This is a genomic window from Phycisphaerae bacterium (assembly GCA_024102815.1).
Taxonomy (GTDB): Bacteria; Planctomycetota; Phycisphaerae; order UBA1845; family UBA1845; genus JAGFJJ01.
The window spans coordinates 73,620-98,031 of record JAGFJJ010000022.1; the positions used below are offsets into that span (position 1 = coordinate 73,620).

Here is a 24,412-nt window from a genome sequence, read left to right on the forward strand (position 1 = left end):
ATTGCTTCATTGTCACCCTGTCCAGCCGGTGCGGTTGTCCGTCAGTCTATGCTTTCCGGGAAACCGTCGACCAAACGACGTCTATTTGCTGTGCAACAACTCCGCCACGGTTGCCTGAACTGCGACCCGGCGTTTACGTTCATTCGTGGGCACCTGATCGAGGATCCGGGTGAGGGCGTCCTGGGGTGTACTGCAATGCGCAATCGCCTTGCGTATGAGCGGCGTCAACTCCAGGAGGGCCCTCTCGCGTTCCTGGCGAATCAGGGACCGCTCGCGGTAGCGCACAGTGTCCCAGACGCGGACCGTTCGATCTCCCGATCCAGAGATGAGCTGCGTTCCATCCGGGCTGAACGCCACTGACCAGACAAAGGAAGTGTGACCCTGAAGCTGGACGATCTCCTCGAACGTTTGCGCATCCCACAGACGGAGTGAATCTCGAGCTGCAGTTGCAATCCGGGTGAAGTCGGGAGAGTATGCAATGGCGTAAACGTTCTCGGCATGCCCTTGGAGCTGACCGATCTCCTGCCCGGCGGTGAGGTCCCATACCAATACGGTCGTACGGTCCCGGTCCAAACGTGCGGCCAGAATCACGTGACGCGCGGGCGTCAAGCCAAACGCGAATGCACCGGAAATGTCCGGTACATCGCAGCGCTTCCCAGTCGTCAAGTCGAACACGCCGATATCGACCCCGGAGTCGGATCGCGCCGTTCGTGGGTCCGACGACCCTGCCGGTGCATATCGAATGAGGAATTTGCCGTTCGGACCGAAGAGCGGGGAGTGACGATGAGATGGATCCTGCTCCTGCCGCTGCTCAATAGCGCCTGTATCCGTGTTCCAGACGAGCCAGCCCGCCGCCGTCGTCGACGGTAGAACGACATGTACTGAGTCCGCATCAAACGAGAGCGCGCGGGCGGCGAGCCTGCCACGCGGATCCAACACTTCGGCGTCAGGCAGTGGCAAGGTCGAGCCCGAGGTGAGGTCCCAAGCGACAAGCCCGTCATTGGTGACCGCGGCTAAACGTGCCATATTCGGGCTGAAGCAAAGCGCTGTAACAACATCTGCTTCGATCAGAATCGTGGCGAATACCGTGTGGGACTCCGAATCCGCGAGTCGGATCGAGTTGTCCCAGCCGGCGGAAGCAATCAGTGAGCCGTCCGGGCTGAACACGACCGGAAAAACGATGTTGTCGTGTCGAGCAAGGACGCCGACGGGTTCGCTCCGCTCGTTGTCCCATACTCGGATCGTGCGGTCCTCACCCGTTGTCGCAATTAACGAGCCATCCGGCGAGAAAGTCACGTGCCAGATTGCTCGGCCATGACCGTGCAGCACCTTCAGCGGGGCCAGTGTGTCGGCGGTCCAAATGCGCACCGTACGGTCCAGGCTGACGGACGCGATTCGCTCGCCGCCAGGGCCAAAGGCGACATCCGTAACTGCGTGGCGGTGTCCTCTGCCCGTCGCGGTGGGCAGCCTGCTCGTGACGTCCCACAGCATCACGGTGGCGTCCTGCATCCCGAGTACCAGATGGCGGCCGTCGGCTGAGAACGCGACGGAACGCACGAAGTCGGGTACATCGAGCAACGGGAGTATGGCGTCGGTTGACGCATCCCAAATGACCGGCAGACCCCTTAGTGCTGCTGCGATCGCGATCGTGCCGTCCTCAAAGAGGGCCATATTGGTGATACCGGTTTGACGACGATCCACGGCAAGCACGGCGGTGCTCTGCGCGACAAGATCGATGCGCCAAACGCGCTCAGGACCGGCTACTGCTACATAGCGGGCGTCGCCGCTGGTCAGAAGGTGGCCCGGCGCGCGCACGTCAGTTGCTCCGAGCCGGGTAAGGCTGTAGGTATTCTCGTGCCCTTCGAAGACGACTGTGAGCAAATCGCCCGCAAGTGAAGCCTCAGCAGCTCCATTTCGACTTCGGGCGTACAGCGGCGCTGATTTCTCGAGACGTGAGACGCGGGCGCCCGTGCGCGGATCCCAGACTGATACCAAATCGCCAAGTGGCACATGCAGCATGCAGTCGGCCCCGCTCGTAACAAAGTATGGCTTGCCCGGCGTGGCAGAGCCGGGCATCTCGATATCTGCGAGACTGTGGTCCAAGCGGGAATAAAGGTGCTTCCACTCCCAGCGCCTCAGCGATGGGGGGATCTCCTCGAGATCATGCCGGGCGAGTGCAATATTGTGTGTCGTAAGTTCGGAAGCGGCGGCAGTAATGCTCGCCCTGTATGCGAGCTGGCGGCTGCGGATTTCCTCCGCCTGAGCGCGATCGCGCGCCGCGGTGGCGACGACGGCCTCTTGGACTGCCACGATCAGGCCGATGAGGACGGCGATGGTGCCGACCAGGGTGCCAGCAACAAAGCCCTTGTGCCGTTTCGCGAACTTCTTGATCTGGTAGAGCGTGGTCGGGGGGCGTGCGGAGATCGGCTCGTCATCCAGGTAACGTCGGATGTCCGCGGCCATTTCCGCGGCGGATTGATAGCGGCGATCCTTCGATTTTTCCATCGCCTTGGCGATAATCGTCGACACGTCTCCACGAAGTGACGGGATGATGGCAGCGATAGAGGGCGGATCTGTTTCCTGAACGATGCGGGCCGCGTCGATGATAGAACGGTTCGCCAGATCGTGCGGCAATCGATCCGCCAGCAACTGATACCCGATGACCCCGAGCGCGTAGACATCGCTTCGCACATCCAGATTGTCCGGGTCGCCCTGGATCTGTTCCGGACTCATGTACGGGATCGTCCCGATAATCTGGCCGGGTCTGGTCACGAGCGTTGTCAATTGAAGATCCGAGTTGATGGCGCGGGCGACGCCGAAATCGAGAACTTTGGGGCGCCCGACATCATCTGCGCCGTGCCTTGGCGTCGCGTCGCCTTCACCGCGCCTTTTCGTGACAATGACGTTGGCGGGCTTCAGGTCCCGGTGCAGCACGCCCCTTTGATGCGCGTGATGTACCGCGTCACAGATCAGGGCCAAGATCTGGAGCCGAGCGGTCGTCGTTGGATCATGGTCCTGGACATACCTGTCTAGCGCCTTCCCTTCGACATACTCCATGGCGAAAAATGGGAGGGGGCCGCTGGGTGTCTGCTCCGTGCCGGCCTCATAGATCTGCGCGATCCCATCATGCTTCAGCTGTCCCAGTACATGGGCTTCATACTGAAACCGTGCGTACATCGACCCAGACATTGTCCCCGGGCGAATGACCTTGACGGCAACTTGTCGACGGGGGTGGTCCTGCTCAGCCAGGTACACAACACTCATACCACCTTCGCCCAATACGCGAACAATGTGGTATTGGCCGATCCTATCAGGTGGGAAACCCCCTGATCCCGTCGCCGCTGCGCCGGCGCCAAGGAATGACGGCAACGCGGGCATTTCCATGAACGAATCGGGCGTATCTTCTTCAGCCGCCAGCAGCGACTCGATTTCGGCGCGGGCGGCGGTATCATCGCCACAAGAGTCACGCAAGTACGCGGCTCGCGCGTCGTGTTCCAACTCGAGCGCAGCGGCGAACAAGCTCCTTATCCAGTCAGCGCGGTCACGCGACATTCGATCAGATTCCCTCGCCCGGATCTTCGTCGGTGCTCCGGAGCATTCGCGAGAGCCATGCCCTGGCGTATCGCCAGTCACGCACGACCGTGCTCTCCGAAACTCCAAGAATGGCGGCCGTCTCCACTTCCGTGAGCCCTCCGAAATAGCGAAGCACGACGACCTGCGCACTGCGGGCATCCACGCCCTCGAGTTCCTTGAGTGCGCCATCGATTGCCAGAATCTCCTCAGTATCCGGCTCAGCGGCCAGCGATGCCAAGTCGATGTCGGCGCGCTGTTTATCGCCGCCGTGTTTGAGCCGGGATTTCCGCCGGGCCTGTTCGACAAGGATATCGCGCATCGCCTGAGCTGCCGCACCAAAGAAATGATGTCGCCCGTCCCATCCGGGATCGTCGGCTCCAACAAGGCGCAAATAGGCCTCATGTACCAGTGCCGTGGGCTGCAAGGTGTTGCCGGGGGGCGTTTTGTCCATGCGCGCCTCGGCGAGCTTGCGTAGCTCCGAGTACACGAGCGGAAGTAGCTCCTCCGAGGCCCGGGCGTCGCCGGCAGCCACAGAGTTCAGTATTCTCGTAAGCTGTTCCAAGATTCCTCTCGTCACTCGACCCAGGGCAGTTCCGTACAGGCACCGTGTTCCGTCCCGTATCGGGCCCTTTTCGCCGTCCATTATACCGTTTTTGCCCCTCCAATGTCGTTTCAGAACCGGGCACCACTACCGGCCCCGCCTGGGTGCATGGGTCCAAGAATCGATCTCCAGGGGCAGATTCGAATTTCCCGCCGGTTTTCTGACTGCCTCAATCCGTGTCCATCGGATTGGGCACTGAGGAATGATCTTGCTGCCGGCGGAAAGAAGGGCCGCGTTGCCGCACAAGCAGCACGCGAACGGACGAGAGGAGAACAGATGTCAAGCTTCAATCGAATCACTAGCGGTACATTCCCGATGGCACTGGCGATGGTCTTGGCCGTCCAAGCCTTCGGGCCCGGACGGGCCCTGGCGCAGGCCCCGATTCACGAGTACCGCTTCGACGGGAGCGGGGCCGACTCCTCGGGGGTAGCTCACGGCGTTGTGGGCGCCGAAGTCGGATTTACCATACTTGGTGTTCCGGCCGGTCTTGGTCAGGCCGCGGTCTTTGGCACGGATTCTCCATACGACAGCAACGACGCCATAGAAGTGGACAACGCACTTTTCACCGGTTTCGGGACGGGCGATTTCACGATCGCGGCTTGGGTCCGGAGGACGGACACATCCGGTCGCGGTGACATCATCGACGCCAACGGGAATGCGAACGACGCAGAGGGGGAAGGTCCCGGGTTCCAGCTTCAAATTGCTTTCAACGACTCGATCCGGCTTCGGATCGACGACGACGTTACCAACGTCAAGCCGGACTTCGCGGCAAGAATCGACGACACGGCGTGGCACCATCTCGTCGTAACCGTCGATCGCGATGACAGCCAGGGGTTCAAGTACTACGTCGACGGCGTGTTCGACTCCGCCTTTGATCCGACAGCGGTTTCCGGCAACGTAACGCCGCACCAGGATCTCCGCTTCGGCAGCATCAACTCGGCCGGCTCGTTTGCCGGAGAATTGGCGATGTTTCAGGTTTTCGACGTTGCGCTTTCGGCGGATCAGGTTGCCGGCCTGTACTGCGGGGTTGGCGAAGATTGCGACGGTGATGGACTGTCCGACGTGTGCGAGTTGGGAGAAGTGGCCATCCGCTTTGACGATCAACCTGTTGGGGCGTTAGCCCCGTTTTCGCATCTCGGTTACGCACTCAGTCCTGTCACCAACACACCCGACCTTGTCAACTTCGGAGGTCCTGCGCCGGCGCTGGGTGATGCCGACCGGTTCGGGACCAGCGCGACGAGTATCGTTGCGACCGGCGGTGAGTTATTCCGGTTTGTGAGCGCGGACTACAACAACACCGGGCTCACCGTCCGGTTCGACGGCTACGTGGATGGAGTCCAGACGGAAACGCAGAGCGCTCCGAGCGTCGGCAGCGGTACCTTGGTATCCACGTTCGAATCACCTATTCACGAACTGCGCATTACCATTTGGACAGAGTTCCCTGCTGACGCCTGGGCCGACAACATCGTGCTGAAACGGGCGGACGACTGCGACAACAATGGTGTTCCCGACGCGTGCGACTCCGACTGCGATAACGACGGCGTACCAGATGCCTGCGAACCTGATGCCGATAACGACAATGTGCCCGACGACTGCGACGTATGCGCAGGCGGTGACGACAAACTGGATACCGACGCCGACGGGATTGCGAACGCGTGCGATACATGCGCCGGCGGACAGGGCACAGCTGATGCCGGTGCTGACGGTTTCATCGAATTGGATGATATGGCGGGTTTCGTCGGTTGCTTTGGCGGTCCCGGCGTCGGCACTCCGGGTGACGGTTGCGACTGCTTCGATACCGACAACGACGGTGACGTGGACATGGCGGACCTGGGCAGGATCACTGTACTCTTCAAGCCCGCGCAGTGCGAAATCGATGGTGTCACATACCGGCCCGGGGACCGAGACGCGTACCCCAACAACTGTCGAATTTGCGACCCGTGGCAAAGTGAAACGAGTTGGTCTCCGGCTCCGACCAGCATTCTTTGTCGCACCGGTTCCGGTGATCTTTGCGATTCTGCCGAGTTCTGTGACGGCGTTTCCGAGGTTTGCCCGTCGGACGTGGTTGCCCCGGGCGATGTGGTCTGTCGCCCGTCGGCTGGTGAATGCGACACCGCCGAATTCTGCCCTGGCACGGCCGGCGCGGCGTGTCCAGCGGACGACGTCCGAGCTAGCGGTGCGACCTGCCGCGTAGCCGCCGGTGTATGTGACGTGGCGGAGACGTGCGACGGCGTCAGCGCACATTGTCCGCCCGATGGGTTCGCCCCGAACACGACCATCTGCAAAGACAATACCGGCACGTGTAAAGAGGACAAAACGTGCGACGGTGCCAGCGCGGCTTGTCCCAACGGTTCCACATCGAAACCTGTCGGTTCGTTCTGCGACACGAACAACGCCTGCCCGGGCGCCGGAGTGTGTGGCGATCAATCCGGGAACATCAACTGCGTTTGCCCCGGCCTGACGCGTTGCTGGCCTACGCAGGGTGCTTGCGATCGGGACGATTTTTACGACGCGAACGGCGAATGCCTGCAAGACAGGGTCAGGGGAACCTCATACGTGTGTGATGATAACACCGGCACGTGCCAAAAAGACATCAAATGCGATGGCCTGAACAAGGCTTGTCCCTCGGTGGCCCAAAACAGGGTCCAGGGTGCTGCGTGCATCCAGGGTCGGTGTCCCGACGAGGGCGTCTGCAATTCAGGTGGTTCCTGTATCTGTCCCGGCGTGGATGTTTGCAGGCAAGCAGCCGGCGTATGCGATCGGCAGGAACTGTACAACGCCAACGGAGGATGCCCTGCCAATCAGCTCTACGGCCCGGACGTGGCCTGTCGGCGCGAAATCGATCTGTTCGGTGTGTCGGACGGTGCCTGTAACCCCCCCGAGTACTGCGACGGGCAGAGCGTCGATTGCCCGCCGGATGTGATCGCCAACATTGGAGATGTTTGCCGGTCGAGCGGAGAATGCGAAGCCCAGTATCTCTGCCATGGTCATTGCGCCGTCGACCCCGTAGGGGGTGGGGGCCCATTCGCACCGCGTTGCACCAGCGATAGCGAATGCGACCCCGGAGAGACCTGCATCGTGCCGCCACAGGTCAGTTTGGTTCCGCTGACCTGCGAGAAGAAGGGCACTACCCCGGCCAATGGTACGCCGTGCAACAACGGGACGGACGCCTGCCAGAACGGAGAGTGTGCCAGCCTGGCTGTCAGCGAAGGCGGCGCCTGCGACGGGGACGATTTCTACGTCATCGGCGATCTCAACGGGTTCCATTGCGATAACGACGCGCCCGACGACCTGTTCTGCTGTAAGGGCAGCCGGCTCGCGCGGGACGGCGAGACCGGAACGTGCAAGAAGTGCTGCGGCAACGTAAGCGAGGAGAACGGCGGCTGCCCGCAGAACAACGAGAGGTCGATCTACTGCTGCAGCGGCGAGTGCGTCGACATTGACAACGATCTGGAGCACTGCGGTTCCTGCGGTAACAGCTGCCAGGCGCTAGTCGATACCAGTCCATGCAAGATTAACCCGCAGTGCGGCGCAACAAATAATAATGTCTTCACGCCCGGGATCTGCTTTTACGACCAGCCGTGCGACAGCGACACGGAGTATTGCTACGACGATTGCAACGTTTGCTTCTTCTTTGGGAATTGCGACACCTGCACGGAAGGGGCCCAATGTCTCGAGTACGAGGGAATTGATATCGCGTCAAGCTGCGCTCAGTGCTCGAGTGACGGTGATTGCACCCTGAGCGGGGAGACGTGTTGGAGCGGTTGCGGCGGCGACGGGTCCGTCGGAGTCATGTTCTGTCTGGCACCCGGCTTTTGCGCCAAGGATCCGACGGATTGCGGGAGCTAGCCGCCATATTTCATGAGGTGTCGAGTGAGACGAGCTGATTCGTTGTGGCCGGGCCCGTGAGCGGGTTGGGACACACCGCCCCCTTCCCCCGGTGTTGATTTCGATTGTCGATTACGGATGGTGGACGAGGCCGTGCGGCGCGATCCTGTGCAGGTAAGGGCAGGCGTCTCGCGTCCATGGGGGAGTCCAAACGATCGCCCGTCTCGCGAGACCCGACGACGGCGGGGCCAGCGATACGATCGCCCGCACGGTCGACCATGTCGGCAGCGACGCCTTCAAGAAGTTACTCAATGCCCTCACCGGCCGCCCCTGCGGCTGCGACGCCAGATTGGAGCAATTGAATTCGGTCTGTTCTTACACGTGGACGCCCGCCCCGCCTGTTACTCCTACGCCTTCGACCACCTGCACGAAGCCGAGGACGGATCGCAGGAGTTCTCCGACATCCGCGCCACGATCCGCGCCGCCCTCAACGCGTGTCAGAACTGACGGTTCGATGCCGAATGGGGCGCTGCTCGAAATTCTGTTTGACGACGTGCGGCGAGCAGTACAAGCGGGCTCTGGCGAACTTCTACTTGGCCGCGCAGAGCGCCTTTTCCGCGTCGCAAAGATTGCTAACGAACTCTCCAGCCGAATCAGCAGCCCTCAACCTGTTAGGAAGCGCAGATTCAGACAACAGACGGCTCAGCCGTCCAAGGTACAAGAGGTGTTGACGATAGTTCACGCAGCAAAGAAGGAAGAACAAATCGGTGAGGTGTCCGGCCGGGTCTCCGAAAGGGATGCCGCGGTCAACCCGACCAGCCGCGATTACCGGCCACTCCTGCACGTGCTTTCCAACCTGCGAACAGTGCGGAATCGCAATGCCGCCGGGTAGTGCGGTTGATTGCAGTTTTTCGCGCTCGACGACGGCCATTAACAGTCCTCGCGCGTCATTGATTTGACCACTTCGATCGGCCAGCCCGACCAGTTCGCTCAAGACGGACCAACGTGTTGTCGCCGTCAGGGGAACGGCCACAGTCTCTTCATGCAACGCGAGATGTACGAGAAGGTCGGCACCGGGTGTTGGCCTCCTTCTGAGTTCTCCTCTCGGGAACGAACCCAGGTGTCGGCCGGCCCATTCGGCGACTTCGGCCGAGCGGAACCTCCAGGTGCCGTCGACCTTTCGCCCCGGCAGGTCACCAGCCTCCGCCAGTCGCTCCACTGCACGTAGATCGAGTCCAAGCGCCGAGGCGACATCAGCTATCGTGAGCACGGTTCGAGGCATTGTTTGAGCATCCGGTGGCCACAGAGGAAATACTCGCGTGATTTCAACCGCCCACTATGCGCACGCCGGAGCCCGTCGCTTGGTCTTTTCGCGCAGGACGGCAAGTGGCTGTCGCAGCCCGAGCTTCTCGCCCGCCGCCTCAGCCCGGTCGCAAACGAGACTCCGTACCAAGGTGAGAACCAACTGAGCCCGGCTCATTTCGCAACTCCGGACTCCGATGAAAGCGACAAATCGAGCGTACCCACGCGTTTCCGTACGTCAACGCATAAGTCTTTGTGCCATTGTGAGTACGGATTCTTCGGACGGCCAGGGGGTGGACGGGAATCCCTTGACCCAGGGCTTGAATCTGCGCGGTACCACCCGGTTCGGCGATAATAACCCGGGTGGTCCGCATTTAATGCAGCACTTTTCACTTGACGACCACGACATGTACGCCTGGGTTCCCTCGTTTTAACTCGAGGAATCGCAAGGGTTTACAGATGCGACCAGACCGGGCCGAACGGCCAGAGAGCGTGGTTTCTCGTGTCCTGGCCGGTTTGCGCGGGGTCGTCTTGGCCCCGTGCTCTCCGTTTATCTCGTTAACAGCCGACCCGGCAGTTAACAGCACCGGTTGAAATGCCTGCTCCGGGGTGATCACACACGGCGCAGGTGTCATTTGGACACGGTGACCCGTCACGTGCAAGATCATGATCAACCGTCGAAGCCAAACTGAAACATCGCGAATTCCATAAGGCCATTGGACCTGCCCGCGTCGCCGTCCATGCAATCCCAGGATGGCCTACTTCCCGGGGCCTGCGAGGCCGGCGTGGAGGATCGCGTAGTCGCGCTGAGAAAGGGGTGCGCTGGAAATCTCGGCGCTGAACGCCGACTCGTCCGATGACACGACGACGTGGCCAATCGCGCCGACGACGACGACATCACCGCCAACCGAGGCGACGATGTTGCTGAACTGGCCAGTTTATTGAAAAGCGGTCGAAAAGCAGGATGGCGAACGATCGTCCAGTCGCTATAATTAGCTGACGGACGAGTCCGTCGAATAATCCGAGGCACTCATGGTAGTTGGCAAGACCAAGGGCCGCGGCAGGCCGGTTGATCCGGATCTAGCCGCCCGCCGCGGCAGCCAGATTCTGGATACCGCGGCAAAGATCTTCGCCCAACGAGGTTACGCCGGCACGGACATTCAGGTCGTCGCCGACGCGGTCGGCGTGGGAAAAGGGACGATCTACCGCTACTTCCCAAGCAAGGAAAAGCTGTTCCTTGCAGCGGCGGACCGGGGCATGCGTTGCATTCGCGAGTCCGTGGATGCCGCGATTGCCCCTGTTGAAGACCCGTTGGCGCGAATCGCAGCGGCGATCTCCGCATATCTGCAGTTCTTTGACGAACGTCCCGAGTTCGCCGAACTGGTCATCCAAGAGCGGGCGGTTTTCAAGGGAAGGAGGAAGCCCACCTACTTTGAACACCGTGAAGCCAATCTGGCCCGGTGGCGGCAACTCTACGTGGACCTGATCGCCGACGGAAGGGTCCGGGATCTGCCGGTGGAAGCGATTACGAGCGCGATCAGCAATCTCGCGTATGGAACCATGTTCACGAATTTCTTCGCGGGGCGAGTGAAACCGCCGGCCGAGCAGGCCAACGAAATCGTGGACATCGTTCTCAATGGCTTACTCTCTGACAAAGAGCGGCGGCGGCGCGCGACAGCGCCGGAGGCGGAATCACCATGAATCGACACGTACGGTCATCGTTCGTCTTTCGATGCCTTGTCGTGGCCAGCGCAATCGCGTTTGGCGGCTGTTGGTGCGCGGGATGCAACGACACGGCATTATCCGCAGCAGCGACGTCGGGCAACAACACCAGTGACGAGTCGGCCGTACCGGTGTCGCTGGCGAAAGCCGTTCGCGAGGATGTTCCCATCCAGGTCAAGGCGATCGGCTGGGCGGAGTCAATGGCGTCGGTCACGATCCGGTCGCAGGTCGAGGGTCAGCTTGTCGGGGTTCACTTCGATGAAGGACAGCAGGTCAAAGCGGGTGATCTGCTGTTCAGCATCGACCGGCGGCCGTTTGCAGCGGCGTTGCGGCTTGCGGAGGCAACGCTGCTGAAGGATCAGGCGCTGGCACTGAACGCCGAGCAGGAATACGCGCGGATTGAAGGTCTGTTCGAGCGGAACATGGCGGCGGACCGGGAGCGCGATCAGGCCAAGGCAAACGCGGATTCGACGCGGGCGCAGGTCGAGGCGGATCGGGCGGCAGTGGACGATGCGCGACTCCGCCTGGAATACTGCGAGATCCGCTCGCCGATCGACGGATGTGCGGGAAATCTGCTGGTGGACCCCGGGAACATCGTCAAAGAAAACGAGACCGCGCTCGTCACGATCAATCAGCTCAGTCCAATCTACGTGAACTTCTCCGTGGCCGAGCGGCACCTGCCCGCAGTCCGGAAGCAGTTGGCGTCGGGCCCGCTGGCCGTCGAGGCGGCGTTTCCCAACGACGCGCGTACCCGGGCGGAAGGCAAGCTCACGTTCATCGACAACGAGGTGAACACGGACAGCGGGATGGTGCTGATGAAGGCGGTCTTCCAGAACGATGACCTCAAGTTCTGGCCGGGACGGTTCGTCAATGTGGCAGTAACCCTCTCGATGCTGCGTCAGGCCGTTGTTGTGCCCTCCCCTGCTATTCAAACCGGGCAGAAGGGGAGCTTCGTCTTTGTGGCGGGGAAAGACAACACGGTGGAGATGCGGTCGGTGACGGTTGGCCCGAATGTGGCCGACCAGACGGTGATCGAAGCCGGCGTCGAGGTCGGGGACGCAGTGGTGACCGATGGGCAGTTGCGGTTGCTTCCCGGCTCGAAGGTGCGCGCGGTTGAACATTCCGAATTGCCGTCGGTAACCGCCGAAGGGGTACCCGGGTGAACATCGTAGAGCCGTTCATTCGCCGTCCGGTGATGACCAGCCTGGTCATGCTGGGGATCATGGTCTTCGGGATCATGAGCTACCGGGTGCTGCCGGTCAGCGACCTGCCCAACGTGGATTTTCCGACGATCCAAGTGACCGCCAATCTTCCAGGGGCGAGTCCGGAGACGATGGCGTCGTCGGTCGCGACGCCGCTGGAGCGGGAGTTTTCGACGATCGCGGGGTTGGATTCGATGACGTCAACCAGCTTTCTGGGCTCGTCGCAGATCACGGTTCAGTTCGCACTCGATCGAAATATCGACGCCGCGGCGCAGGATATTCAGGCGGCCATCGCCAGGGCGCAGGCCAAGCTCCCGCCGGACATGCCCACGCCCCCCTCCTACAAGAAGGTGAACCCGGCCGATGCGCCGGTGCTCTACCTCGCGGTTACTTCAGAAACGCTTCCTTTGTACACGATCGACGAGTATGCCGAGACGAACCTATCTCAGCGCATCTCGACGGTCTCGGGCGTCGCGCAGGTCGCGGTCTACGGGGCACAGAAATACGCGGTGCGCATCCGGGTCAACCCAGACGCGCTCGCGGCCAAGCGAATTGGCATCGATGAGGTCGTCGCGGCCGTACGATCAGCGAACGTGAATCTACCCACGGGCGTGCTTGACGGAACACACCAGGCGTTCACGGTGGAAGCCAACGGTCAACTCAAGGATGCGGCGGCGTACGCTCCGCTGGTGGTTGCCAATCGGGACGGCAATCCGGTGCGACTCGATGAAGTAGCCACAATCGAGAACAGTGTTGAAAACGACAAGACAGCCGCCTGGTACGGTGACGTCCGCGGCATCGTCCTGGCCGTACAGCGTCAACCGGGGACGAACACCGTTGAAGTGGTGAATCGCGTTCGAGCGCTGCTACCCGGCTTTCGGGCGCAATTGCCGGCGTCGGTCTCAATTGACGTGCTCTACGATCGGTCCGAATCGATTCGCGCGTCTGTCCGGGACGTGAAGTTCACGCTGATGCTCACGCTGGGCCTGGTGGTGATGGTGATCTTCCTGTTCCTGCGGAACATCTCGGCGACGCTCATACCCAGCGTGGCCATGCCCATGTCGCTGATCGGCACGTTCGCCGTCATGTATCTGCTGGGCTACAGCGTGGACAACCTCTCGTTGATGGCGCTGACGCTGTCGGTCGGGTTCGTGGTGGATGATGCCATTGTCGTGCTGGAAAACATCGTCCGGCACCTCGAGCAAGGCAAGCAAGTGATGCGCGCGGCGCTGGACGGCTCGCGCGAGATCGCCTTCACCGTACTTTCCATGACCCTATCGCTGGCCGCGGTGTTCATTCCGGTCATTTTCCTGGGGGGAATCCTGGGACGCCTGCTCAGTGAATTCGCGGTGACCATCGGCGTGGCGATTCTCGTTTCCGGGTTCGTCTCCCTCACGCTGACGCCGATGCTTTGCAGCCGATTTCTGCGAGCGAGAACGGAAACGCGGCACGGGTTGCTCTATCGCGCGACGGAGCGGGTCTTCGACACGGCGCTTTCTGTGTACGAATCTTCACTGCGGTGGGTGCTTCGCCACCACATTATCACGATGACCATTTCCGCGGCAATTCTCGCCGCCACGATCCACCTCTATCGAATTATTCCTAAAGGTTTTCTGCCCAGCGAAGACACCGGGCGAATCTTCATCCAGACCGAAGCGTCCGAGGGAATTTCATTTGACTCCATGGTCCGCCATCAGCAGGCGCTGGCGGATATTCTCCAGAAGGATCCGCGAATCAAGAGCTTCTTCTCCAGCATTGGATTTCGGGGAGGTAGCGCCTCCAGTGTGAACACGGGTGTGCTGTTCCTTCGCCTCCAACCGCGATCCGAGCGAAAGGAGTCCGTCGACGAGATCATCCAGGATCTGCGCGTGAAACTGGCCGTCGTTCCGGGGATTCGAGCGTTCCTGCAAAATCTCCCGCCGATTCGACTGGGCGGACATCTCACAAAGAGCCAATACCAGTACACCCTGCAGGGACCCGATGTCGGGGAATTGTACAGGCGGGTGCCCGACCTCGCCGACCGAATGCAGCAGTTACCCGGATTCCAGGACGTTACTACCGATCTGCAGTTGCGTTCGCCACAGGTGCACGTGGATATTGATCGCGACAAGATTGCCATGCTGGGCATCACGCCGGAGCAGATCGAGCTGGCACTGGGAAGCGCCTACGGATCAAAGCAAATCTCCACGATCTACGGGTCGAACAATCAGTATCAGGTTATCATCAGCGTCCAGTCGCAATACCAGTCTCAGCCGCAGAATATCCCCCAATTGCACATCCGGGCCGCGAACGGGACGCTCGTACCCCTGGATGCAATTGCGAAGATCACGCGCACGGTCGGCCCGTTGGCCATCAATCACCAGGGCCAACTACCCGCGGCGACTGTTTCTTTTAATCTCAAACCAGGATATTCGCTGGGCCCGGCCGTGGACGAGGTCGAGAACCTCGCCCGGACCATGCTGCCGGCCACGGTCATCGGGAGTTTCCAGGGTACCGCGCAGGTCTACCAGTCCTCATTGAAGGGGCTCGAAGCGCTGCTCATCATTTCCATTCTCGTGATCTACCTCGTACTGGGGATTCTGTACGAGAGCTACCTGCACCCCATAACCATCCTCACGGCCCTTCCGTTCGCGGGCTTCGGGGCACTGCTGACGCTCATGGTCTTCGATGTCGACCTGAATCTCTACGCCTTTGTCGGCGTCATCATGCTTATTGGCCTGGTCAAGAAGAACGGCATCATGATGGTGGATTTCGCCGTGGAAGCACAGCGGGATCGGAGCCTGCCTCCTCGCGACGCCATATTCGAGGCTTGCGTGGTGCGATTTCGCCCGATCATGATGACGACGATGGCGGCACTCATGGGGACGATTCCGATTGCGCTGGGACTGGGCGCGGGCGCGGAATCGCGCCAGCCTTTGGGACTGGCGGTCGTGGGTGGATTATTATTCTCTCAGTCGCTCACCCTCTTTGTAACGCCCGTGTTTTACGTGTACATGGAGTGGTTTCAGACGTGGTTGTTGCGCCGCGGAACACGTTCAGCGTTGCTGCACACCGCTTTCTCGGCGACTTGAGCGACAGAATTTCCGTGCTGTGGCGCTGCCAGTAGGGCTGTCTCGCCTAATTGCCGTACCGTCGAATGAGGAATCACCTGTGCAGATGCCGTCATCGAGCGGATGCTGCCAGCGCACGAAGCATCCGGAGGGAATCTCCGAATGGCTGAATGACCGGCTCTGCGAAGCTCAGGATTCTGCACGCCGTCGAGGCCATCCCATCCCTGCCCGACTGCCCCCGTCCGCCCCCCTATTCCACATTCCGTCCGGCCTGACACGGATCTTCGACCGCGATCTCGCCGTCGCCGGAATCCCCAAGCGCGACGAGCGCAATCGCTTCGTCGATATACACGCGTTGCGCGTAACGTTCGGCACCCACCTCTGCGCGGCCGGCGTTCCGCTTCGCACGGCTCAGGCAGCGATGCGTCACTCCAAGCCCGAGCTCACCGCCAACATCTACACCGACCCCAAACTGCTCGACGTCGCCGGCGCTATCAACGCCCTGCCGGCGCTGCCTGCCACCCCTGACCAACCCGCGCTCCGTCAAGCCATGTCATAATCACAATGGACCGAACGTCGCGCGTTTGCACAACCTCAGCAGTCGCCAGATAGGAGCCAAACGGCGGCAACTTCGCGCTTGTGACTTGTGGTACGCGCGCAACGCCTTCCGGTGACGCCGGAGTTCACCTTGCACTAAACCTTGCACGTACGCGCGTCCACGGCCGTCAATCCGAGGCCACCGGTGGCAAAACGGGGAGTTTTCCGAGGGCTTGTGGGAAGGTCGACGGGCTCGCCGTAAACGGCGCACCCGTCAAGAGTTGGACGCCGTTGTCGCTCGTGGACAACGGCCTTCAAAAACAGCGGGTGAAGGGACTTGAACCCTCGACATTCACGTTGGCAACGTGACGCTCTACCACTGAGCTACACCCGCAGCCAATTCGACAAAAGCGTACGAGGCCGGCCGGGGCATGTCAATCCCGCCTCCCCATGGAACAACCCCGAATTCGGCAGCGATCCAAACCAACGTCGCCCACGGCGTGCCTCGAGTGCAAGATTCCGGCGCCGAACGGGCCGATTATCGAACCTCGCCCTCCATCCCACCGCACACTCCGCGGCAACGGACCCGCCGTCCGCCTAGTTCGAGACCAGCTCCACAATCGACGTCATGCTCCCGCAGCACCGCGGAATGCGCCAGTCCCGCCCGAAGGCATGGATCTGGTCGCGCTTGAACTCTGCCCGCTCCAGCGGCGCCGTCTCCACAACCACGCGACCGGTTGTATCGACGGAGCATGCCAGTTGATAAGCCTGCTCGGCCGAATACCCGAACAACTTCTCCAGCATGCCGATCACGTAGTCGTAGGTATGGTCGTTGTCATCGAGAAGGATGACATTGTAGAGCTTGGGTCGTTGCGGCGGTTTCTCTTTCTTTGGCGCCGGCAAGGTCGGCCGAGGCGCCGGACTGACCGTTGTCGAGTTCATAGTTCTCAGTCTACCCCACCTGAGATTTCGCGCCAACGTCCATCAAACACGTCGTCGAACGAAGTCCCCTGTTACATCACGCTCGAAGAACAGGCAACGCGCCCCCTGCGCGTCCCTGAGAAAACGGATCAGAATTCGCCGCGGAATCGCGCCCTTCCGATCCGCCGATCTCAACGTCTCCATGGTCAATCAGCCTGCCGTGTAACGTCAATGCGGTCGCCGCGACGATCCGCACGGACGCGACCCGCCCGATGTGCTGCGCTTCACCGGGAAACACCACAATGTGATCCGCGCGCGTCCGGCCGACCAGTTGATCGCTCCGCTTCCAACCCACTTCTTCGCCACGCGTTTGCTCTGCCTCCTGTGCCCGAAGCGCCGCTTTACTGAAACCTTCGACAAGCACTTCAACGGCCCTGCCCAGCCAACACTGGTTCGCTTGAATCGAAATCGACTCCTGCAGCTTGAGCATCTCGACGTTGCGCCGCCGCTTGATCTCATCAGGCACGTCATCCGCTTGCCGCTTGTCGGCCACGGTCCCTGGCCGGGGCGAATACTTGAACACGAAGATATTTTTGAACCGGCATCGTTCCACCAGCGATTGCGACGCCTCGTGCTCCTCCTCCGTCTCGCCGCAGAATCCGACGATGAAATCGCTCGCAATGGTCAGTCCCGGAACGGTCTCCCGCGCCCGATCCACAAGCTCCACGTACTGCTCGACGGTGTACTGTCGGCGCATGCGCTGGAGCACGGCGTTGCTTCCGCTTTGCACGGGCAGGTGCAGATACTCGCAGACCTGAGGGACGTCGCGCATCACTTCCAGAATATCGTGCGTGAAATCCCCGGGATAGCTCGTTACGAAGCGCACACGCTCCAGCCCGGAAACGCCCGCTACGCGCTCCAGCAGCTCCGCGAATCGTACCTCGCGCCCATCTTCTGGATGAACATAGCTATTCACGGTCTGCCCGAGCAGCGTGACTTCCTTGGCCCCGCGATCGACGAGCATGCGCGCCTCGTCCACGATTTGCCCCGGTGGTCGGCTCCGCTCCGGGCCGCGCGTAAACGGAACAACGCAGAAGGTACAGAACTTGTCACACCCGCGCTGCACCCGGATATACGATTGCAACACGGACGCACCCGACTCCGGGTCGCGCGACAGGTCAAGCGCCTCCATCGAGTCGAACTCCAGCGCTCGATTCAGCGGCGTGTTCTTCCGCGACTGCGACTGCGCCAGCGCCACTGCCCGGGTCCGCGACGCCGTCACCTCCTCGATCAGCGCCGGGACCTTGTTCAACTCCCCGGGTCCACACACCAGATCGACGTGCGGCATCCGCTGCAATATGCCGTCCGGATCGCGCTCCGCCATGCAGCCCAGAATCCCGATCACCATGTCCGGGTTGCGCTCTTTTGGTCGACGAAGCGCCCCAAGTCGGGACAACGCCTTCTGCTCCGCATGATCGCGCACGCTGCATGTGTTGATCAGCACGACGTCGGCATTCGCCATGTCCGAGGTTGACTCGAATCCGAGCGCGCGAAGGCGCCCCATGACGAGCTCGCTGTCGAGCGCATTCATTTGGCAGCCCATAGTTTCCAGATAGAGCCGGCGCGGGCGCTCACTCATAATGCCTCCCCGGGGCGCGCGCCCCGCGCGTTATATACTAATGGAGGGACGCTCCTGATGCCATTTACGAAGGAGTCGGTTCCGCACCCTCCCGCGAGGACCCCTGCGAGGACTTCATTTCCGGCATGGCATGCTTGGCCGTCTGGTAGATCAGGGAATCCGCAAACCGGTGGGAGAACCGCCTAATGAACACGATCAGCTTACCGGCCGGCGTCAGCGTCACCTCTCGCCGACGCCGCCGTGACGACGTGACAATGGCCCGCGCCACGCGCTCCGGGGAATACTGCGCCTGCCCGAGCCGCACCGCCCGAACATCCACGCTCCCGGCAACCTCGAAAAACGGCGTGTTCGTCGAACCCGGCGCGACCAGGAGCACGTCCACCCCCGTGCCCCGCAATTCGAGGCGCAACGCCGTGGACAACGCATTCAGCGCCGCCTTCGTGGCACTATACGACGCCATACGCGGCATGGGCTGGTGCCCCACCACCGATGAAATATTGATGATCTGCCCCGAACCTCGATCGATCATCTCCGGCAGCACGGCCTGGATCAACGCAATCGGCGCCGCGAAATTAAGCGCCAGCATGCGATCCAGATGCTCCTCGGGCATACGCAGGACCGACGCGAAGCTCCCCCAACCGGCGTTGTTCACCAGGACGTCCACTCCGCCCCATCGCTCGCGGATCTGCGCCAATCCGCGCCCCCGATCCGACGCGTCCGTCACATCCATGGAAACCGGAAGAACGCGATCCCCGCCAAGCGATTGGGCCAGTGCCTTGAGTTTCTCAAGCGAGCGCGCCGCCGCGACGACCCTCGCGCCCGCCCCATGAAAGGCGCGCGCGGCCGCCTCCCCGATGCCGCTCGACGCCCCGGTGACGAGCACCACGCGATTCCGCAAATCATAGCCCATGCCGGAACTCCCCATGAACCGAACGGCACAAACAACAGGACTATACCAAAGAAAAGCGGCACGGACAGGATGGACCCGCCCGCACCGCTCGTTGTGCGTGCCCTCAGTTGGGGTGCCCCGCCGCCTAATCCGTCACCACATTGGCCTTCATGCGAATCGCATTGGCCATGTTGAAATAGTTCGGCGAAGTCGCCTCCACCCAACGGTGGACGGCCGCATACTGCTCGGGCGTCCCATTGCCCTTGATCCGCACCGTGTACTCGATTTCGTCGTAACCCGGCTTGATCTTCTTGTCCAACCCGAGGAAGCCGCGCAGGTCCAGCTCCCCGCACGAATCGATCTCCAGGCTCTCCAGCTCGATGCCCTGCATCGAGCACGCCGCGACCCATGTGGCCATGATGCACGCATTCATCGCGGCCATAAGGTACTCCTGGGGGTTGGCTGCCGTGTTTGTCCCCAGAAGCTCCGGCGGCTCGTCAATCCTGATCGTGAAGTTCTTGGGGAGAACCTGACCGCCCAGGCCCCAGTTCTCCACGCGAGTCTCGCTCCGCGTACCGCCCATCCACGCCGTGGTCACGTTGAACCGTGCCATCCCCTTGGCGTGGTCCTGCCGGATCGCCTCCATCGTCGCCTTCAGGGCATCCGTGTCGATTCCGTTGATCTTGCTCGTCATCGTCGCCTGCATGATTCATCTCCTCTTGGTCCTGTGCCGGCCCGGCACGTCTGTCCGCGAGCGAGCTTCGTTGCTCCGTCATCCTCGCGGCACGCCTATAAGATGCACCAAAACAGGCTCAAAGGGAGTGTACTGAAGGTCCAAATTACCTTGACTTCGAGTCAACCTTGCGGTACTCCCCTGTTATCTCGGGCACCGGAAGGCGGCAGAAAACCAGATCGGACCATCCCCAAGGGGCATTTCCATGGCGCAGGACACGCGTCAGCGATTGATCCGTACGGCCCACGACTTGTTCTACGAGCAGGGCTTCCACGCCGTGGGGCTGGATGCCATTCTCTCGACTGTCGGTGTCACCAAGACGACCTTTTACAATCACTTCGAGAGCAAGGATGACCTCGTCAGTGAAGTGCTTCGCTGGCATGACCGGTGGTGGCGAGACACGTTCTGCGCCATGCTCCGGAAGACCGGTGGTGATACGCCCCGCGGGCAGCTTGAGGCTATGTTCGACGTCGTCGAGGAGTTCCTTGTTCAGGACGAATACAATGGCTGCTTCTTCGTCAACGTTGCCGTGCAGTTCCCGCGGCGCCATGATCCCGCGCATATCGCCGCCGCCGAACACAAGAAGGCTATGGAGGACATCATCCGCGAACTTGCTGGATACGCCGGCGCGGCCGACCCCAAGGCCTTTGCCCAGGAGATGTCACTCGTCCTCGAGGGAGCCTATGTAACACGACAGATTACGGGCAATCCGGACACGTCGGCCATTGCCAAGCGGATCGCCCGAATGCTGATGGAAAAGTACCTGCCCGCGGCAAGCCCCGCCGGACAATGAATGTTACGCATGCTCAATTGACGAGGCTCGGTAGCCAGGATAGAGACCATGTTGCGTCAGCCTGTTCCATCCCGGAGGAGAGAAATGAATCCCAGACACGTGGCCTTGCTGCTCTGTATTTCACTCACTTTCTTTGCGGGCTGCCAGGGCAAGAAGGAATCCGCCGGCTATTCCGCGTCGGCACAACGCTCTCTCTCCTCGCCGCCCCCACTATTCGAAGGCATGGGCCCGCACAAACGCGCGGTCACTACGAATTCACCCGAGGCACAGAGGTACTTCGATCAAGGGCTCACGTGGGCATTCGCCTTCAACCACGACGAGGCCATTCGCTCCTTCGAGTACGCCGCCAAGCTCGACCCGGATTGCGCCATGTGCTGGTGGGGCGTGGCCTTGTGCAACGGACCGCACATCAACTTCCCCATGGTTCCGCCGGATCGCGCAAAGGCGGCTTGGTACGCACTTCAGAAGGCTCAGGCAACTGCCGGAAACGCAACGCCCGTCGAACAGGCCCTGATCAACGCCCTCGCCGCGCGATACGCCGACCCCCAGCCGGAAGATCGGTCCTCTCTCGACCAGGCCTACGCAAAAGCCATGGCTGAAGTTTGGGAGAAATATCCCGACGACTCCGATGTCGGAACGCTGTATGCCGAGTCGATGATGGACCTTCGCCCGTGGGATCTCTGGACGAAGGACGGCAGGCCGCAGCCGGGCACGGAAACCATCATCCAGGTTTTGAATCGGGTTCTGGTGATGGATCCTGAGAATCCCGGCGCGAACCACTTGTACATCCACACCATCGAGCCGTCGCTGCATCCGGAGCTGGCCAACGACGCCGCCAATCGTCTCCGTGACATGGTCCCCGCCTCGAGCCATCTCCTGCACATGCCCTCACATATCGACGTGCTGACCGGCCGGTGGGCAATGGCGTCGATCCAGAATGAAAAAGCCATCAAGGCCGACAATGCCTATCGCCGCCTGTCGCCCAAGCAGGGGATTTACAGCGTCTACATGGCCCACAACGCGCATATGCTCTGCTTTGCCTCCACGATGGAAGGCCGGGCCGAGGTGGCCCTTCGTGCCGCCGAGCAGGTCGTGGATACCGTCCCCAAGGACTTTGCCCGCGAACAGGCGGCCTTCGTAGACCCCTACATGGGCGCGAAGTACGACGCGTTAAAGCGTTTCGGCCGCTGGGACGACATCCTCAAGGAGCCGGCACCGCCCAAATACTGGCCAATCACCACGGCCATGTGGCGCATGAATCGAGCGGTCGCCTATGCCGCCAAAGGCAAAATCAAGGAAGCGGAAAAGGAGCAGGCCGCTTACCGCGAGGCCGTCGGGAAGATCCCTCCGGACGCGGTCATGGCCATCAGTCCCGCGCACGACGTCCTCGACATCGGGGAGCATTTCATCAACGGCGAACTGGCCTATCGCAAGGGTGACATTGACAAGGCGGTCAGCGAGTTGCGCGAAGCGATCAAGCTGGAGGACCAGCTCCGCTACATGGAACCTCCGGAGTGGATGCAGCCCGTGCGGCACACGCTCGGTGCCGTCCTGCTTGACGCAGGCCGCTATTCCGAAGCGGAGCAGGTTTATCGGGAAGATCTGGAGAACTGGCCCGAAAACGGCTGGTCGCTCTACGGCCTGAGCCGCTGCCTCCGCGCCCGCGGCGCCAATGCGGAAGCCGCCCGTGTCGAACAGCGCTTTCGCAAGGTCTGGTCCCGCGCCGACACGCCCATCGGATCAAGCTGCAAGTGCGTGCCGACAACGTAGGCCGGAGCGCTACGCGATTCTCAGCCTGACTTTCGCAGTGCCCGGCGGCGCTCGACCTCCGAGAGCAGCCGCTTTCGCATGCGGATTCCGTCCGGGGTGACCTCTACGAGCTCATCGTCCTCGATGAACTCCAGTGCCGACTCGAGCGACAGTACGCGCGGCGGCTTGAGCACCACGGTTTTGTCGGCGGAAGCGGCCCGGATGTTGGTCATCTTTTTCGCCCGGCAGCAATTGACCTCCAGATCGTTGTCTCGGCAGTGCTCCCCGACGATCTGCCCGGCATAGACCTGGGCCCCGGGCGCCACGAACCACTCCCCCCGATCGGCCAGACCGTCGAGGGCGTAGGCGGTGACCTGCCCGGGCTCATTGGCGATGAGCACGCCATTCTTGCGGCGGGGAATGTCACCACGGAAGTACTCGTACTCGAAGAAGTTGTGATGCATGTTGGCCGCGCCGCTCGTTGCGTTGAGCATGCGATTGCGCAATCCGATCAATCCCCGCGCGGGTATGGTGAACTCCAACAGCGACGATTCCCCCCGCGTCTCCATGTTGCGGCAGACGCCCCGCCGCCCGCCCATGAGCTCCATCACTGCGCCCACATACTGCGTTGGAACGTCAATGACACACAGTTCGATCGGCTCGGTCTTCTTCCCGCCGAGCTCGCGGAAGATGACCTTGGGCTTTCCCACGGCCAGTTCGAACCCCTCTCGCCGCATGTTCTCGATCAGCACGGAAAGATGCAGCATGCCCCGTCCCGAGACATGAAATTCCTCCGGCGTGTACCCCGGCTCGACGCGCAGGGCCACATTGCTGCGCAGCTCCTTCTCCAATCGATCGCGAATATGACGGGACGTAAGATACTTCCCCGATCGCCCGGCAAACGGCGAATCATTCACCCGGAACGTCATGTGCAGCGTGGGCTCATCGATGCGAATAATAGGAAGCGGCTGCGGATTCTCGACCGAGGCAATCGTGTTGCCGATGTCCACCGTCTGCATGCCGACGACCGCGCAGATGTCCCCGGCCAGAACCTCCGGGACTTTCAGCCGCCCCAGCCCGTCGAACATGTGCAGCTCGCCCACGCGCTGGTTTTCCTGCGTGCCGTCGCGGTGAATCAATACCACATTCTCCCCGGCGCGGATCGTTCCTGCGAACACCCGTCCGATGCCGATTCGCCCGACGTAGTCGCTGTAGTCCAGCGTGGTGATGAGCATTTGCAGCGGCGCGGCCGGGTCCACGTCCGGGGCCGGAACGTGCGACAAGATCGTGTCGAACAGCGGAAAGATGTCGGTCCGTCGCTCCTGGGGATCGAGCGTCGCGTACCCCTGCGTCGCCGAACTGTACACGACGGGGAATTCCAGCGCTTCGTCATCGGCGCCGAGCTCGATGAACAGGTCGAGCACTTCCTCGAGCACGCCGTCGGGACGGGCGTCCGGCCGGTCGATCTTGTTAATCACCACCACCGGTCGCAGGCGATTCTCGAAGGCCTTGCGGAGCACGAAACGCGTCTGCGGCATGGGCCCCTCGAAGGCGTCCACCAGCAGCAGACACCCGTCGGCCATCTTCAGCACGCGCTCGACCTCGCCGCCGAAGTCGGCGTGCCCCGGCGTGTCGATCAGGTTGATCTTCGTCCCGTGGTACTGAATGGCGATGTTCTTGGCGAGGATCGTAATACCGCGCTCACGCTCCAGGTCGTTGGAGTCGAGAATACGCTCGCCCGCGACCTGCGCCTCGCGAAACTGTCCGCACTGGCGCAGCATCTGGTCCACGAGCGTGGTCTTGCCGTGATCGACGTGGGCGATAATGGCGATGTTGCGAATCGTGGTAATCTTCAATCAAATGCTCCAAAGGG

At 61.5% G+C, this 24,412-nt stretch carries 16 protein-coding genes and 1 tRNA gene; 7 read left to right on the top strand and 10 right to left on the bottom strand.

Annotated elements, in window-relative coordinates; translation table 11 throughout:
* Positions 1 to 81: 81 nt before the first annotated feature.
* Together J5J06_06510 and J5J06_06515 are read right to left on the bottom strand one after the other, a co-directional pair.
* A complete protein-coding gene (locus J5J06_06510; GenBank protein ID MCO6436722.1) occupies positions 82 to 3,552 on the bottom strand; it encodes a protein kinase in 3,471 nt (1,156 codons plus the stop codon).
* A gap of 4 nt (positions 3,553 to 3,556) precedes the next feature.
* Complete coding sequence (locus tag J5J06_06515; protein ID MCO6436723.1) at positions 3,557 to 4,138, bottom strand: sigma-70 family RNA polymerase sigma factor; 582 nt, start codon at positions 4,136 to 4,138, stop codon at positions 3,557 to 3,559.
* Between the two features lie 312 nt (positions 4,139 to 4,450).
* On the opposite strand from J5J06_06515, the gene J5J06_06520 reads away from it, so the two are divergent.
* Positions 4,451 to 8,023, top strand: coding sequence for a hypothetical protein (locus J5J06_06520; protein MCO6436724.1), 3,573 nt, complete (start codon positions 4,451 to 4,453; stop codon positions 8,021 to 8,023).
* Positions 8,024 to 8,591: 568 nt separating this feature from the next.
* Here the strand turns inward: J5J06_06520 and J5J06_06525 are convergent.
* On the bottom strand, positions 8,592 to 9,284 hold the full coding sequence (locus tag J5J06_06525; GenBank protein MCO6436725.1) for a PTS sugar transporter subunit IIA: 693 nt from the start codon (positions 9,282 to 9,284) through the stop codon (positions 8,592 to 8,594).
* A gap of 54 nt (positions 9,285 to 9,338) precedes the next feature.
* A complete protein-coding gene (locus J5J06_06530; GenBank protein ID MCO6436726.1) occupies positions 9,339 to 9,482 on the bottom strand; it encodes a hypothetical protein in 144 nt (47 codons plus the stop codon).
* 854 nt (positions 9,483 to 10,336) lie between these two features.
* Between J5J06_06530 and J5J06_06535 the strand changes: the two genes are divergently transcribed.
* The 4 genes from J5J06_06535 to J5J06_06550 all read left to right on the top strand — a co-directional run bounded on the left by J5J06_06535 (position 10,337) and on the right by J5J06_06550 (position 15,837).
* Positions 10,337 to 11,005 (top strand): TetR/AcrR family transcriptional regulator, encoded by a 669-nt coding sequence (locus tag J5J06_06535; GenBank protein ID MCO6436727.1) that lies wholly within the window; start codon positions 10,337 to 10,339, stop codon positions 11,003 to 11,005.
* Positions 11,002 to 12,189 carry an efflux RND transporter periplasmic adaptor subunit gene (locus J5J06_06540; GenBank protein ID MCO6436728.1) on the top strand — a complete coding sequence of 396 codons (1,188 nt, stop codon included), beginning with the start codon at positions 11,002 to 11,004 and terminating at the stop codon, positions 12,187 to 12,189. The genes J5J06_06535 and J5J06_06540 overlap by 4 nt, the downstream gene beginning before the upstream one ends.
* A complete protein-coding gene (locus tag J5J06_06545) occupies positions 12,186 to 15,299 on the top strand; it encodes an efflux RND transporter permease subunit (GenBank protein ID MCO6436729.1) in 3,114 nt (1,037 codons plus the stop codon). Before J5J06_06540 ends, J5J06_06545 begins: the two co-directional genes overlap by 4 nt.
* Positions 15,300 to 15,384: 85 nt before the next feature.
* Positions 15,385 to 15,837: a tyrosine-type recombinase/integrase gene (locus J5J06_06550; GenBank protein ID MCO6436730.1), complete on the top strand. Its 453-nt coding sequence runs from the start codon at positions 15,385 to 15,387 to the stop codon at positions 15,835 to 15,837.
* Positions 15,838 to 16,137: 300 nt separating this feature from the next.
* On the opposite strand, the gene J5J06_06555 is transcribed toward J5J06_06550, so the two are convergent.
* The 5 genes from J5J06_06555 to J5J06_06575 all read right to left on the bottom strand — a co-directional run bounded on the left by J5J06_06555 (position 16,138) and on the right by J5J06_06575 (position 19,958).
* Positions 16,138 to 16,209 (bottom strand) — tRNA-Gly (locus J5J06_06555).
* A 203-nt stretch (positions 16,210 to 16,412) separates the two neighbouring features.
* The gene (locus J5J06_06560; protein ID MCO6436731.1) at positions 16,413 to 16,757 is read right to left on the bottom strand and encodes an ATP-dependent Clp protease adaptor ClpS; all 345 of its coding nucleotides are present in this window, start codon (positions 16,755 to 16,757) and stop codon (positions 16,413 to 16,415) included.
* A gap of 76 nt (positions 16,758 to 16,833) precedes the next feature.
* Positions 16,834 to 18,375, bottom strand: a complete 1,542-nt coding sequence (gene miaB, locus J5J06_06565; GenBank protein MCO6436732.1) for a tRNA (N6-isopentenyl adenosine(37)-C2)-methylthiotransferase MiaB — start codon at positions 18,373 to 18,375, stop codon at positions 16,834 to 16,836.
* A gap of 64 nt (positions 18,376 to 18,439) precedes the next feature.
* Positions 18,440 to 19,285, bottom strand: a complete 846-nt coding sequence (locus J5J06_06570; protein MCO6436733.1) for an SDR family NAD(P)-dependent oxidoreductase — start codon at positions 19,283 to 19,285, stop codon at positions 18,440 to 18,442.
* Positions 19,286 to 19,409: 124 nt separating this feature from the next.
* Entirely contained in the window at positions 19,410 to 19,958 is a 549-nt protein-coding gene (locus J5J06_06575; protein MCO6436734.1) for an OsmC family protein, read from the bottom strand.
* Between the two features lie 244 nt (positions 19,959 to 20,202).
* Between J5J06_06575 and J5J06_06580 the strand changes: the two genes are divergently transcribed.
* Together J5J06_06580 and J5J06_06585 are read left to right on the top strand one after the other, a co-directional pair.
* Positions 20,203 to 20,790: a TetR/AcrR family transcriptional regulator gene (locus J5J06_06580; GenBank protein MCO6436735.1), complete on the top strand. Its 588-nt coding sequence runs from the start codon at positions 20,203 to 20,205 to the stop codon at positions 20,788 to 20,790.
* 84 nt (positions 20,791 to 20,874) lie between these two features.
* Positions 20,875 to 22,560, top strand: a complete 1,686-nt coding sequence (locus J5J06_06585; GenBank protein MCO6436736.1) for a tetratricopeptide repeat protein — start codon at positions 20,875 to 20,877, stop codon at positions 22,558 to 22,560.
* 20 nt (positions 22,561 to 22,580) lie between these two features.
* Here the strand turns inward: J5J06_06585 and typA are convergent, their stop codons facing one another.
* Positions 22,581 to 24,389, bottom strand: coding sequence for a translational GTPase TypA (gene typA, locus J5J06_06590; protein MCO6436737.1), 1,809 nt, complete (start codon positions 24,387 to 24,389; stop codon positions 22,581 to 22,583).
* Between the last annotated feature and the right edge of the window lie 23 nt (positions 24,390 to 24,412).

What these genes read in the sequence shown, in the direction of transcription:
- J5J06_06510 (MCO6436722.1), bottom strand. Translation starts at nt 3,552, where the DNA reads ATGTCGCGTGACCGCGCTGACTGGATAAGGAGCTTGTTCGCCGCTGCG.
- J5J06_06520 (MCO6436724.1), top strand. Translation starts at nt 4,451, where the DNA reads ATGTCAAGCTTCAATCGAATCACTAGCGGTACATTCCCGATGGCACTG.
- J5J06_06525 (MCO6436725.1), bottom strand. Translation starts at nt 9,284, where the DNA reads ATGCCTCGAACCGTGCTCACGATAGCTGATGTCGCCTCGGCGCTTGGA.
- J5J06_06530 (MCO6436726.1), bottom strand. Translation starts at nt 9,482, where the DNA reads ATGAGCCGGGCTCAGTTGGTTCTCACCTTGGTACGGAGTCTCGTTTGC.
- J5J06_06535 (MCO6436727.1), top strand. Translation starts at nt 10,337, where the DNA reads ATGGTAGTTGGCAAGACCAAGGGCCGCGGCAGGCCGGTTGATCCGGAT.
- J5J06_06540 (MCO6436728.1), top strand. Translation starts at nt 11,002, where the DNA reads ATGAATCGACACGTACGGTCATCGTTCGTCTTTCGATGCCTTGTCGTG.
- J5J06_06550 (MCO6436730.1), top strand. Translation starts at nt 15,385, where the DNA reads ATGCCGTCATCGAGCGGATGCTGCCAGCGCACGAAGCATCCGGAGGGA.
- J5J06_06560 (MCO6436731.1), bottom strand. Translation starts at nt 16,757, where the DNA reads ATGAACTCGACAACGGTCAGTCCGGCGCCTCGGCCGACCTTGCCGGCG.
- miaB (MCO6436732.1), bottom strand. Translation starts at nt 18,375, where the DNA reads ATGAGTGAGCGCCCGCGCCGGCTCTATCTGGAAACTATGGGCTGCCAA.
- J5J06_06570 (MCO6436733.1), bottom strand. Translation starts at nt 19,285, where the DNA reads ATGGGCTATGATTTGCGGAATCGCGTGGTGCTCGTCACCGGGGCGTCG.
- J5J06_06575 (MCO6436734.1), bottom strand. Translation starts at nt 19,958, where the DNA reads ATGACGAGCAAGATCAACGGAATCGACACGGATGCCCTGAAGGCGACG.
- J5J06_06580 (MCO6436735.1), top strand. Translation starts at nt 20,203, where the DNA reads ATGGCGCAGGACACGCGTCAGCGATTGATCCGTACGGCCCACGACTTG.
- J5J06_06585 (MCO6436736.1), top strand. Translation starts at nt 20,875, where the DNA reads ATGAATCCCAGACACGTGGCCTTGCTGCTCTGTATTTCACTCACTTTC.